Annotated in this window: 12 protein-coding genes; 5 read left to right on the forward strand and 7 right to left on the reverse strand. The window is 34.9% G+C overall.

Going from position 1 to position 14,027, the window contains the following annotated elements; translation table 11 throughout:
• The first annotated feature begins 70 nt into the window (after positions 1-70).
• Genes gcvT through UH7x_RS01845 form a run of 5 tightly spaced genes read left to right on the forward strand, consistent with a single transcriptional unit; the run spans position 71 to position 3,957 of the window.
• Positions 71-1,159, forward strand: coding sequence for a glycine cleavage system aminomethyltransferase GcvT (gcvT, locus tag UH7x_RS01825; protein WP_482362022.1), 1,089 nt, complete (start codon positions 71-73; stop codon positions 1,157-1,159).
• Positions 1,156-2,070 carry a glutaminase gene (locus UH7x_RS01830; RefSeq protein ID WP_482362023.1) on the forward strand — a complete coding sequence of 305 codons (915 nt, stop codon included), beginning with the start codon at positions 1,156-1,158 and terminating at the stop codon, positions 2,068-2,070. Before gcvT ends, UH7x_RS01830 begins: the two co-directional genes overlap by 4 nt.
• Positions 2,071-2,895, forward strand: coding sequence for a sugar nucleotide-binding protein (locus UH7x_RS01835; protein WP_482362024.1), 825 nt, complete (start codon positions 2,071-2,073; stop codon positions 2,893-2,895). It begins immediately after the preceding gene.
• A 24-nt stretch (positions 2,896-2,919) separates the two neighbouring features.
• Complete coding sequence (locus tag UH7x_RS01840; RefSeq protein ID WP_482362025.1) at positions 2,920-3,210, forward strand: 4a-hydroxytetrahydrobiopterin dehydratase; 291 nt, start codon at positions 2,920-2,922, stop codon at positions 3,208-3,210.
• Between the two features lie 36 nt (positions 3,211-3,246).
• On the forward strand, positions 3,247-3,957 hold the full coding sequence (locus UH7x_RS01845) for a YebC/PmpR family DNA-binding transcriptional regulator (protein WP_482362026.1): 711 nt from the start codon (positions 3,247-3,249) through the stop codon (positions 3,955-3,957).
• A gap of 73 nt (positions 3,958-4,030) precedes the next feature.
• On the opposite strand, the gene UH7x_RS01850 is transcribed toward UH7x_RS01845, so the two are convergent.
• From UH7x_RS01850 to UH7x_RS01880, 7 genes are all read right to left on the reverse strand, one after another.
• Positions 4,031-8,386, reverse strand: a complete 4,356-nt coding sequence (locus UH7x_RS01850; RefSeq protein WP_482362027.1) for an HYR domain-containing protein — start codon at positions 8,384-8,386, stop codon at positions 4,031-4,033.
• A 342-nt stretch (positions 8,387-8,728) separates the two neighbouring features.
• The gene (locus tag UH7x_RS01855; RefSeq protein WP_482362028.1) at positions 8,729-9,280 is read right to left on the reverse strand and encodes a 1-acyl-sn-glycerol-3-phosphate acyltransferase; all 552 of its coding nucleotides are present in this window, start codon (positions 9,278-9,280) and stop codon (positions 8,729-8,731) included.
• Between the two features lie 56 nt (positions 9,281-9,336).
• On the reverse strand, positions 9,337-10,464 hold the full coding sequence (locus UH7x_RS01860; RefSeq protein WP_482362029.1) for an iron-containing alcohol dehydrogenase family protein: 1,128 nt from the start codon (positions 10,462-10,464) through the stop codon (positions 9,337-9,339).
• Between the two features lie 4 nt (positions 10,465-10,468).
• A complete protein-coding gene (locus tag UH7x_RS01865; RefSeq protein ID WP_482362030.1) occupies positions 10,469-11,170 on the reverse strand; it encodes an HAD family hydrolase in 702 nt (233 codons plus the stop codon).
• The gene (kdsB, locus tag UH7x_RS01870) at positions 11,161-11,874 is read right to left on the reverse strand and encodes a 3-deoxy-manno-octulosonate cytidylyltransferase (protein WP_482363565.1); all 714 of its coding nucleotides are present in this window, start codon (positions 11,872-11,874) and stop codon (positions 11,161-11,163) included. Before kdsB ends, UH7x_RS01865 begins: the two co-directional genes overlap by 10 nt.
• A gap of 40 nt (positions 11,875-11,914) precedes the next feature.
• Positions 11,915-12,481, reverse strand: coding sequence for a DUF4126 domain-containing protein (locus UH7x_RS01875; RefSeq protein ID WP_482362031.1), 567 nt, complete (start codon positions 12,479-12,481; stop codon positions 11,915-11,917).
• An 85-nt stretch (positions 12,482-12,566) separates the two neighbouring features.
• On the reverse strand, positions 12,567-14,006 hold the full coding sequence (locus UH7x_RS01880; protein WP_482363566.1) for an ATP-dependent DNA helicase: 1,440 nt from the start codon (positions 14,004-14,006) through the stop codon (positions 12,567-12,569).
• Between the last annotated feature and the right edge of the window lie 21 nt (positions 14,007-14,027).

Genomic DNA, 14,027 nt, shown 5'->3' on the forward strand with positions numbered 1-14,027 from the left:
CATATTTACCCGCAATTATACAATAGTTAAATATTTCAATAGCTTTGTAAGCCTAAATAATAGATGTACGATGAAAGATACTGCTTTAACCAAAACTCACGAAGCCCTAGGAGCTAAAATGGTTCCGTTTGCTGGGTATAATATGCCTGTTTCTTATGAAGGTGTAAATGTCGAACATGAGACAATAAGAAATGGTGTTGGTGTTTTTGACGTATCACATATGGGTGAATTTTTAATATCGGGTGAAAACGCATTACCACTCATTCAAAAAGTTACATCGAACGACGCTTCTAAATTAACAATAGGTAAGGCACAATATAGTTATTTACCCAATGAAACTGGAGGGATTGTTGATGATTTAATTGTTTATCGTATTAAGGAAGAACAGTATTTACTAGTTGTGAACGCTTCTAATATTAAAAAAGATTGGACACATATTTCTAAATACAATACAACGTTTAAAGCTGAAATGCGAGACCTCTCAGAAAACTATTCGTTATTAGCAATTCAAGGGCCAAAGGCAATTGAAGCAATGCAATCGTTAACTTCAGTTGATTTATCTGCTATTAAATTCTACAATTTTGTAGTAGCAGATTTTGCAGGAATTGAGCATGTTATAATTTCTGCAACAGGATATACAGGTTCAGGAGGATTCGAAATCTATTGTAAGAATGATGAAGTGAAACAGGTATGGGACAAAGTTTTTGTGGCTGGTGCAGATTTTGGTATTAAGCCAATTGGTTTAGCAGCTCGAGATACTTTACGTTTAGAAATGGGCTATTGTTTATACGGAAACGATATAAATGACACTACTTCTCCTTTTGAAGCAGGCTTGGGTTGGATTACCAAATTCACAAAAGATTTTGTTAACTCTGAAGCCCTAGCAAAAGAAAAAGCACATGGTGCAGAACGTAAATTAATTGCTTTTGAATTAAACGAAAGAGGTATCCCACGCCATGATTATGACATCGTTGATGGTCAAGGAAAAAAGATTGGCATTGTAACTTCGGGTACTATGTCTCCATCATTAGGCAAAGGAATTGGACTAGGTTATGTTCCTCAAATATTTTCAGAAATTGGTAGTAGCATTCATATCCAAATCCGTAAAAAGACGATACCAGCAACAGTTGTAAAACTTCCATTTTATTCTAATCAATGATTGATTATCAAGAGATATTAGATACTATCAATTTAAGTTGTTCTTCATCTTTAGAGAAAGGCAAAATAGCCAGTTACATTCCAGAATTATCAAAAGTAGACGCCTCTAAATTCGGAATACATTTGGTAGATAATGCAATGAATAATTTTAGTGCTGGTGATGCTAATGAGCTTTTTTCAATACAAAGTATTTCAAAAGTACTTTCATTGGCTCAAGCTATGAGTCTAATAGGGGAAGATGTGTGGAAAAGAGTTGATGTTGAACCCTCTGGCGATCCCTTCAATCATTTATCATTATTAGAATTTGAAAACGGAATCCCTAGAAATCCTTTAATAAACGCAGGTGCAATTGTAGTTGCAGATATTCTCGTGTCAAATTTAGAAAACCCAAAAGCTGATTTTCTAAATTATGTAAGAACCCTCGCAAATGACAACAGCATAAATTATGATTTCGATGTTGCAAATTCAGAAAAGAAAACTGGATTCAGAAACTACGCTGCTGCTAACTTACTAAAGTCATATGGCAATCTAAAAAACGATGTCGAAACAGTATTAGATTTCTATTTTCATCAATGTTCTTTGAAAATGTCCTGCGTACAATTAACGAAGGCCTTTTATATTTTTATGAATAAAGGTGTATGTCAACAAGGCAATACACACTTAACAATCACACAAGAAAAGCGTATAAATGCATTAATGCTTACCTGCGGATTTTATGACGAAGCAGGTGAATTCGCCTTTGAAGTAGGATTACCAGGTAAAAGTGGAGTTGGCGGAGGCATTGTTGCGCTATTACCGGGAAAATATTGTGTAGCAACTTGGTCTCCAGGATTGAACCGTAAAGGAAATTCCAAATTAGGAATGGAAGCTTTGGAAAAACTAACAACAGCTACACAACAATCAATTTTTTAAATGTTGCAGTCGAAAAAGATTCTTATTTTGGGTGGTAGTGGCTTTCTCGGTCATGCCATTTATAAAGAACTCTGCAAGTATTTTGACACGTACGGCACCTACTATACTGCGAGAAAGGCATTTGAAGAAAACAAACAATTTTCCCGCTATGATTTACAAGAGGATGATGTATTTGAGTTATTAGAAAAAGTTCGACCACAAATAATAATATCAGCTATTCGAGGAAATTTTGCAGCTCAAATTCAGGCCCATCAACATATAGTGGAATACATCTCAAAAAATGATTGTGCGCTGTTTTTTATCTCCTCAGCAAATGTTTTCGATGCCTATAGTAAGTATCCCTCTTATGAATATGACAAGACTCTTTCTGAAAGTGTTTACGGTAGATTGAAAATAAAAATTGAAAATATGCTCTTGCGCTTACCAAAAAAGAAAATGGCGATTTTACGAGTGCCTATGGTTTTTGGCAATGGTTCGCCACGTATACGAGAAATGAAGAAGTTTATTTTAGATAACGAACCTATTGAGGTTTTTCCCAACTTAATAATGAACGTTACCAATGATGATAAATTAACGCAACAAATTCATTATCTTATCAATAGAGATAAAAGAGGCATTTTTCATTTAGGAACGAGTGATCTTGTACATCATGAAGATTTTATTAAAGAAATAGTAGATCGCATTGGAAATTTTAATCCCATTTATAAAAGAGTATTTACTACTAATGAAGATCGCTATTTAGCAGTATTACCTAAGGATAATAAGTTGCCGAAAAACTTAAAAATTACGAGTCAAGAAATAATTGATCATCACATTACAAGTTGATGTTTTATAATAAAATGGAGTACTATGGATAAACTTACAACGGACGAAATTCATGAACGATTAGGAAATTTACCAGGATGGAAGTATTCTAATAATCTAATTGAAAAGACTTTTATTTTTAAAAACTTCAAAGAAGCATTTACTATGATGACAAGAATTGCATTTGAATGCGAAGCACAAAACCATCATCCAGATTGGAGTAATGTCTATAAAACAGTACATATAGGTCTAAATACGCACGATGCAGGTGGTGTAACTGAAAAAGATTTTGCCTTAGCCAATGCAATTGAGAAGTTGGTTGATGGTTGCAAGTGAATTTCTTAAATTTGCTTTGAAACAAATAGTATAAAAATGGGAAGAGCTTTTGAATTTAGAAAAGCAAGGAAAATGAAACGTTGGGCAGCAATGTCTAAAGCTTTCACTAGAATTGGTAAAGATATTGTAATGGCCGTAAAAGAAGGCGGTCCGGATCCGGATTCAAATTCACGCTTACGTGCCGTTATTCAGAATGCTAAGGCAGTAAACATGCCAAAGGACAATATTGAAAGGGCCATAAAAAGAGCTACGGATAAAAACCAAGGTGACTATAAAGAAGTACTTTTTGAAGGCTACGCACCACACGGGATAGCCATATTAGTGGAAACTGCTACTGATAATAATACGCGTACAGTGGCAAATGTTAGAAGTTACTTTAACAAATGTGATGGTAGTTTAGGTACGTCTGGTTCTGTAGAATTCATGTTCGACCATACCTGTAATTTTAGAATTCCCGCAGAAGGTATTGATGCGGAAGAACTAGAATTAGAATTAATTGATTTTGGAGCCGAAGAAGTTTTCGTTGATGAAGATGGAATTTTAATTTATGCTCCTTTCGGAAGTTTTGGAGATATTCAGAAGGAATTGGAAAACCGTGAATTAGAAATATTATCATCTGGCTTTGAAAGAATTCCACAAGTAACAAAACAACTTACTGAAGAAGAAGTAGCCGACGTAGAAAAACTACTCGAAAAAATTGAAGAAGATGATGATGTACAAAACGTATATCATACCATGCAGGAATAAAAAAAAATTATAATAATAAAAGAGGCCCGATAAATCGGGCCTCTCTCGCTTTGGTTGGTTTACTGATTTTTATTTACTGGCGTTTTACCACCATTTGTTTTTGAAAACTGACACCTTGGTTATCTATCATCTTTACAATGTAAGTTCCTTGTTGATAGTAGTTTACATCTATAATATAATTATCACCACTTTTAATATAATCCGGATTATAAGATTCTATCATTCTACCCGACATATCGAAAATTAGAATTTGCTCAATTTCTATTGGGGTACTAAAACTAGCTGTCGCTAAAGTTGCAACATTATTTGGACTAATTTGTAAACTGGTCGCTACTACATTTTCTACGATACTAAAAGATATTGTTAGTGAAGTGCCCATTTCACCTGATAAATTATCGCCCGAATATGGCGTTGCGGTCAAGGTATAATCTCCATAAGAAAAGTTATTACCTTTATAATCACCTATGGGTAAGTCTTGAAATAAGGCGTACGGTATACGACTTTCTGTACGAGCTGTACTCTGCTCCCCTGATAATTCCAAACGTACACTTTCCACATCTTCAGTAGTATTTGCGCGAACATCTAGGAATAAAGATTCGATTTGACTTAATGTGATTTCCATACCATCAATTAAATCGAAATGTTCACTTTCATCTGCAGCATCAATTAAAGTGAATCCTGTTACGGCCAACATTAATGTTGTATCAATAAATTCGAAATTGATGGTTAAGTTTTCGCCAGCATCACCAGTTAAACTATTTTGAGCATACGGAATTCCATCTAAAGTATATGCCCCCAATTCAAAGTTGTGTCCAATATAATCACCTATGGGTAAATCTTGAAACAAGGCATAAGGAAGAACACTTTCACCTCGCATTATACTTTGCGTACCTGATAAATTGAATCCGACACTTTCGGTAGCTGTTCCGGTTTCAGCTCTTATATCAAGATTTTGAGTTGGTAAAGTTGAAATATCAATTTGCATACCCTCGTTAATTGGAAATAAATCCATTTCATTATCTGCATTTACCAACCAATATTGAATAATCTTATTGGCAGTTTCCATCATAACAGTAATTTCTTGAACTGCTGCATTACTACATTCGGTTACCTCATCAACATAGGTGTATGTAATCTCATAAGTACCTTCACCTATTGCAGGATCAAACATTCCGCCTGTAACCCCATCTCCACTATAAACTCCTCCTTCTGGCATTCCGCCTGAAAGGACAAAAGCCGAATCAGAAACGAAAACATCTGAAAATGAATCTAATGTAACTTCTGACGGTTCTGGATCTAAAACTTGGACATCAATTCTAATTGAACAACCGTTTGCATCGTACACATTAGCAGAGTAGTTCCCTGCTCCTAGTCCAGTAATAGTTTCGCCAACAAAAGAAACTGATATCCATCCTACTTCATAAGGAGGTGTTCCTCCAGAAGGTATAATAGTAATACTACCACCTCCTCCACAAATTGTAGGGTCTACAGACGTATAAACAGCTGATAGACTTGAACAAGCGAGATCCCCATCAACCAATTCAAAATTCAATGTCAGCGCTTTGCCTAAAATTCCTTTTAAAGAATTACCTGAATAAGGATTAGCATGCAGAGTATAGTTGCCAACTACAAAATCAGCTCCAATATAATCTCCGATTGGTAAATCTTGAAATAAAGCATATGGCAATAAACTCTCGGTACGTTCATTCTCCAAAGCTCCCGTAATAGAAAAACGAACACTTTCAACATCAGCAGAAGTATTTGCACGAATATCTAAATGTGTGGTGGGCAAAGAATTAATATCAATTTGTTGACCCTCTGTCAAATCAAAAATCGGCACATCATTATCAGCATCAATAAGGGTGAAACTTGTTACTGATAACGCTTCTGATGGACAACCCTGAATAGTATAAGCTATAGTAGTTGTACAACCAGGTTCCTCCCCTACAGTTACTGTATAGCTTCCTGGCTCATGACTTCTAACATAATCACCATGATCAGGGTCAATTTCCCAAAAAGGTGCATCAGCATCACTTATCTTCAGTGTAGTCCCAAGTACTGCTCTACCTCCTATTCCATCACAATCGGCAGGAAAAGTATCAACATAAGATCTATCCGTTGCTTCTTGACAATAACCGGCAATTTCGAATGTTAAGGATGAACTTTTTCCCTCCTCTCCTTTTCTATTATCTAAACTATACGGTATTGCTGAGATAGTGAAAAATCCATCGAAAAAGGTTGCGCCCGTATAATCGCCAATAGGAAGGTCTTGAAAAAAAGCAAAGGGCATTAAACTTTCTGTGCGACTATTGTCCAATTCTTGAACGTTACCCGATGAATTAATTTCTAAAAATACACTTTCAACCGCCTCAGTAGTATTCGCCCTAATATCTAGGTTTAGGGTTGGTAATTTAGAATAATCGATTTGCATACCTTCGGTTAACTCATAAAGGTCCTCGTTCGTATCTGCATTAACTAGCGTGAAACTAGTAATAGACAAATCTGTTAAAACTTCAGAATTAAATGTAACGGTCTGCGAGCAAGTACCAACATTTCCCGTCAAATCACTGATAGACCATGTTATAATTGTTGTACCGATACTGAATGGGGCATTCATTTCAAGATTATCATCTCTAACACCCATTAAATTGGGTTGCAAACCACAATTATCTGTATACTCTGGAGCTTCAATTATGAGTGAAATAGATTCACCTGCAATAACAGTTTCTTCAATGCTAGCAGCACAAACCAGAATTGGTTCTTCATTATCTTCTACGGTTACGCTAAAACTACATGTAGCTTCATTACCTGCTTCATCAGTTGCAGTAATAGTAACTGTAGTTTCACCAACAGGAAAAACAGATTCAGAATCATAATCTGAAGTTACCGTGACGGCCCCACTATTATCCGTCGCGGAAACCTCAAATTCGACTATAGCACCACATTCTCCTACATCATTAGTTACCAAAATATTTTTTGGGCAACTAATTATCGGGAGTTCTTCGTCTTCCAAAACAATAATTGAAATAGTCCATTCCTGTTCTGAATCATCAGAAGCGACAACATTATAAATTATTGGAATTGAAAAATTCTGAATACTACCACTTTCTGGGGAAACCGATGCTCCATCAGAAATAGTTAATTCAGGAGACAACAAGGTTAAATCGGTTCCATAGGGCATTGTTATTTTAATTGTTTTTTCTTCAGTATTAATTTCTGTATCACCTATTTGACCTGTTAGAGTTACAGCAGATATATCGTTTTCATCTGATGTCGGCAAGTTGATTGTTACTAATTGAGTACAGGTACTATTATTATTATTGGCATCGATAGCTGTCCATGTAATAGTTGTACTCCCTATTGGAAATTCGTCCTCTAAGGTTAGGGAATTGTCATCAGAACGTTCAGAAGTTAAAGTAATTGGAGTCGAACAATTGTCTGTTACACTGGGAAACTCAATTTCAATAAAAACAGAATCTGCAGAGGATAAAGTAATATCAGCAACACAATTAATTACTGGTGGCTCTTGATCATTTACGGTAATTATTTGTTCACAAGGTTCAGAAATATTTCCAGCTAAATCCTCTGCTGTCCAAGTGATTGTTGTTACTCCCGAATTAAAAGAATCGAGAATATCTAAACCGTCACTACGTACTGCATGATAAATGATATCTTCACTCGCTGTAACTAAATCAGTAGCACTGGGTGTAACAATAGGAAAAAGTGCACTACAGCTATTTTCTTCTGTAGTTACTGTAACAGCATCTGGACAAATAATTTGAGGTGCCTCGGAATCGGTTTCAGAATTACTACTGCCTGGTGAACCAATATCCCCTTGTACGCTTTCATAACTACTAAATAAAGGTGTTTCATCTTCGCCTACATTTACACTACTCAAAGTCCAATTTATGCCCACTGTACTATCTATCTGAAGATCATTTAAATAAATAGATTTACCATTAGAAGTACTTGGCCAACCACTACCAGATTCATAAATGAGTTGAGAAACTACGTTTAGCTGATTTTCATTATCACCAACATAGTCCACATGACTGCTCCATATACCAATTGAATCTCCTGAATTATTTAAACTTGGCCAATTGTCAACAGCAATGGCATCCAGCGTTCCCCAATCCAATTCAAACTGGCCTTCAAGTAAATCAATATCATACAAAATAACTGATGTATTGGGTAATAAGATATACCCAGGAATATTTGCTGAGCTAATATCCGAACCGGAATTATCATCGATTACATAACCCATTAAATCGATTGGAAGAAGACCCTTATTATAAATTTCAACCCACTCCCCTTTGGATTCTGTGAGAGGATTGTACATAACCTCGGTAATTAATAAATCGGGCTCTTGAGCGGAGCTAAAAAAAGTGGATAGAAAAAAGCATACTGTTAAAAAAGTAAAATTCTTCATTATGGTTAGGTTTAAGTTAAACGCTGTCAATCCATTTTAGAAATTTAAATAGTGTTCTTGATATATTCAAAAAAGTGTAAAAACTTATAAATAAGCAATTTACACTCAATATTTTCGTGAGATATTTTTGTTTTGATTTGGTAAGTACGGGAACAAAAATGCTAAATCAATCTAAAGCCAACTGAAGAGAATTCTAAATTATTGTTGTGAAGCTGGCTAATAATGTTGTGAGAATTAGAGAGACTTGTTGTGAAGGAAATTTATTACATTGGTAAAATTATACTTTATAACATATTAATTTACAGGTAAATACATGTAAATTAATATGTTATAAAACAATAATTATAGTGAAGGATTTGTAAAACTACCTTTCCTTAGCCCTGAAGTATCTTTATAAAATATTTTATACGTTTCGAAGTCTTTAGTGATATCATTTGAAGTGTATAATGCATCTGAAATTTTAATTTGCTTTTTACCGTAATCAAAAGCTACCAAAACAATTGGCACTTCTGCCGCTTTAGCAATATAATAAAACCCAGTTTTCCATTTTTTCACTTTCCTTCTACTACCTTCTGGTGCTAAGGTTAAATGAATCTTATCTACTTTTTTAATTAAATCGGCACAGGCTAAAACGAAATTATTATTCTTAGTTCTATCTACTGGCATTCCTCCCATCCATCTAAAATACCATCCATAAGGCCATTTAAAAAGACTGCTTTTACCTACAAAATTGAATTCTTCATTCAATACTCTACGTATTAATAGACCCATAAAAAAATCTAGGTTACTCGTATGCGGCGCAACTATAACTACACACTTATGAATTTTCGGAAATGCACCGACCAAGCTCCACCCCATAAGTTTGTAGTATATAAACTTTGCTAATTGATGCATAAGATTAATTGTAAATAATCGAATTAACTTCTGATATATTTAAATATAATTAAGCATTATATTTTTCTGTAGATTGATTTTAATTTTTCCCGTGTAATTATTTCCTTCCAATTTTCACCCAACGCATTTTCCCATAGCGGTTCCATTTTCAAGGCAACATTGCAAAGTGTATCGAAATCGTCTTCAGTAAGATCTTTACAAATGCCTGTTGGCAAATCTATCTGATGTTTCTCTTTCATCTTGTTAAAAAGTACAACACCTTCACCATAAAATTCCTGTAAATGTTGAAATACCAAACAATTCCCGATACCGTGTTTTATTCCTAATAAATAAGACAATCCATAACTCATTGCATGGGCTACCCCTACTTGAGAATAGGCAATACTCATACCTCCATGCCATGAAGCCATCATCAATTTTTCTCTCGATTCTTGCGGATCCAATTCTTCCAAATATACTTCTTTACAGAGCTCTAAGGCCATTTCACCATAGCTTTTACTAAAAGCGTTTAAGAATGTTCCATTTAAAGATTCTATGCAATGTATAAAACAATCCATACCTGTATAAAACCATTGATTTTTAGGTACACCAATAGTTAAATCTGGATCTAATAGTACCTGATCAAACACAGTGTAATCTGAGTTAATACCCAGTTTTTTGTCAGGTCCTAATAAAACTGTTGTTCTAGAGACTTCGGCACCTGTGCCACTTATAGTTGGTACGCCCACATGATATATAGATGATTTCTGAATTAAATCCCAACCTTGGTAATCTGCAGCACTTCCTTTATTAGTCAGTAATAATGAAACTGCCTTAGCTAAATCTAGCAAAGTACCACCACCGACACCAACAATTCCTGAAGGTAAGCTATCATACTTTTCGCTAATAAATTGCACCAATTTATCAACTTGTTTGGTTTTCGGTTCTTCCTCAGAAGAAACAAATATTAACTCATCATTAAAACGTAACGGCACCTTTTTAGCCAATGTTGTATTCATAAATACGTCATCAACTAAAAAAATAAAAGGAGCATCAATATGCTTTCTTTCTGGAAGTAAAATTTCATCTAACTGATTAAAACTACCTTTCCCGAATATCACTTTAGGTACTTGCGGAAAATTTCTGTGCTTAATTGTATTTACAATAGCACTTTCCTTTTCATCAATCTCATTTTTGACCTTCATAGACTTAATTCAAATATTCCAAAATATCTGTTAACTTATTAATTTTCAGATATTTATAATCATTTTCTAGAATCGAAACTTCTTCATGTTGCCATGTGGTATGAAAAGGCACATGAACTGCTTTTGCTCCAATATTAACGAGTGGTAAAACATCTGATTTGAGTGAATTACCAATCATTAAAAATTCGTTTACATTTATCTCTAAGTGCTCCAAGAGGTTGGAATAATTAGTTTCTTTTTTATCACTTAACACCTCTACGTGATGAAAATAATGTAATAGGTTCGAACGTTCTAATTTTCGTTCTTGATCTAGCAAATCGCCTTTAGTCAAAACAATAAGTCGATATTTATCCTTCAGTTGCGATAACACTTGCTCTACTCCATCTAGAAGTTCAACTTCTTGGTGAATCATTTTTTTACCAAGATTCAATATTTCGTGAATCGTTGCTTGTGAAATTCGGTTATTGGACAAATCGAGTGCCGATTCTACCATAGACAACATAAAACCTTTAATGCCATAACCATAGAGATCCAAATTTTGAATTTCCATTTTAAAGAGCTCTTGATCTACTTTATTCTTGGTTTCATAAGCCGAAAGTAATTCAGAAAATCGCTCTTCTGCTTCTCTAAAATAGGTTTCATTTACCCATAAAGTATCGTCAGCATCAAAACCAATAGTTTTAATTTTACTAAAATCTACTTCCATGCTGCTTTTGCCTTTTTTAAATCTTCTGGAGTATCAATTTCTATTCCGCTGGCAGTGGTTTCAACCATTTTTATTTTCTTACCGTATTCTAGATAACGAATAGCTTCGATTTTTTCTGTTGCTTCTAACGATAACATTGGTAACCGCTGAAAATCCATTAAAGCATTCTTTCTAAAGGCATAGATTCCTTTGTGTTTATAATATACGGTACTATTAGAAATAGCTCTCGGGTGCGGTATTACCGAACGTGAAAAGTACAAGGCAAAATTTCTATTATCTACAATAACTTTTACAGTATTTGGATTGTTTATTTCCTCTTCATCTGTAATTTTAACCATCAATGAAGCAAGATCAATTTCCATTTCTGGATCATCTTTAAAAACCTCCAGTACACTTTCTAGACTCTTGCGATCTGTAAAAGGCTCATCACCTTGAACGTTGACTATAATATCAACATCCATATTTTCTACTGCTTCCGCAATTCTATCGCTTCCGCATTCGTGTTCCTTTACACTCATAATTGCTTTACCACCAATAGCGGTGATAACTTTAAAAATGGCTTCACTATCTGTTACTACAAAAACATCATCAAATAAATTTGTACGTACAGCTGCTTCGTAAGTTCGTAGGATAACTGGCTTTCCAGAAAGATCTTGCATTAACTTTGCTGGAAATCTCGATGCCGCATAGCGGGCAGGTATCATTGCAATAATTTTCAATACTTTAGATTTAGATAGGATGAATTCAACCTCTTTTCGGGCGCAATTTACGGTATATACTGAAAATAATAAACAATATAATGATTACCAATACAATAGCCACTACTGGTGCAAAGATTGAAGCTACTGTTACAGCTGCTGCGGCACCCGTTTCAACAGTAGATACAAGAGGGTTCCCAAGTCCGCCAGTTGTTGCACTAGAAGTGAGCCTAGTAGCCGCACCAGCTCCTTTTATTGCTGTGGCAGTACCTCCACCTGCAATAATTGCCAATGCCCAAGTAACCACTGGGTCTAAATTAGCAACTGTAGAAACCATAACTGCAGTACCGGCAATTGCCGCTAATGGCACTGCAAAACTGTCTAAAAGATTATCTACCCAAGGAATAAAATAAGCGAATATCTCAAATATTGTAGCTGCACCTAAAGTAACAACAGCGGCCAAACTACCAACCCATTGCCAGCTATCGTTTAATTCCCATATATTAAAATAAGCAGCTAAACTTAATGCGAATAATGGTAAAAATACCCGAAATCCGACTGAGGCAGCAAGGCCAATGCCGAGAAAAATACTAATAATAGTTTCTGGTGTCATAAATATTTAAGTGTTCAAATTCTAATTATACGGTTGCAAACTTCATTCCAAAAAATTGCACCAATTGAAACTTTACGAATTTAATCTATTCGTTCTCAACAAAAAAATCGTTCTGAAAACCAATGAGATATAACTGCTTTTTAGCTCGTGTAACTGCAGTATACAACCATCGCAGATATTCTTTTCCAACGCCTTCAGGCAAATAAGGTTGTTCAATAAAAACTGTATTCCATTGTCCTCCTTGAGATTTATGACAAGTAATTGCATAAGAGAACTTTACCTGCAATGCATTGAAGTATTTATTATTTTTAACCTTTAAAAATCGCTTATAATTAGAGGTTTCATCAGCATAGTCTTTCATTACTTCTTGGTACAAAAGATTTCCATCTTCGTAGGAAAGCGAAGGAGTGGTTGAATGTATCGTATCAAGCATCAAAACAGTTTCAAAAGAACCCTGCTTAGGATAGTCAACAAGCTGCACTTTTACTTCAGCAAATTTAAAGCCGTATAACTCCTTTATGGCAAATATTTCAAGGACTTCTAAGATATCACCATTAGCAATAAAGCCCGCTTCAGAATTGGGCTCCAACCAATAATAATTATTCCGAACAACCATCATGAAATCACCAACGGCCAATTCACTATCTAAAAATAAAATTTGATTTCTAATATTACCATTATATAGGTTTGCTCGCTTATTAGAGCGAACTATAAATGCGGTTTCTTCTTTACCATTTTGATAATAAGACTGTTCTATAGCATCTTGTATTTCGTATCCATCAACCAGCCTAACAATGTCTTTATAACCTGCTAGATTAAATTTAAACGATTCGTAGAATTCATCTTGTAATTGTTGCCTAATTTGGGTGGCATTGGATAGAATACCAGAATTCTCTGCTTGTCGGACCACCTCATTCAATTCAAGACCTACTACTTCCAAATCGTAGTCTCTATAGATTAAATCTCCATCTAAAGCGGGACTCAACTCTAATTTTACAGGTGGTAATTGCGCAGTATCGCCTATTAATATTAATTTACAATTAGCACCAGCATGCACAAATTGAATTAAATCATCCAACAAAGAAGCGCTATCACCAAACTTAGTATCGGTAGATCTATCCGGAATCATAGAGGCTTCATCTACCAAAAAGACTGTATTTCTATGCTTATTGGGCGCTAGAACGAACTTTACATTTCCGCCTTTATCTTTTTTTGGTACATAAATTTTTCGATGAATGGTAAACGCTCTAGTCTTCGAATAATTAGACATTACTTTAGCCGCACGACCTGTTGGAGCCATTAGTACCGACTTTAAATTACAAGCCCACAAATTTTTCACTAAAGTGCCGATAATTGTTGTTTTACCAGTACCAGCAAAGCCTTTAAGCAGAAAAATACGTCTACGCTCCTTTGAAATTAAGAAAGAAGCAAGTTCTTGCAAAGCCAACAATTGCATTGTAGTAGGCTCATGCGGAAAACTTTTAATCATTAATTTCTGTAAAGAGCTATCTGTTAAAGGTTGCATAAAGTCAAAGATAAGCTGATT

The organism is Aurantibacter sp. UH7, assembly GCF_056839165.1.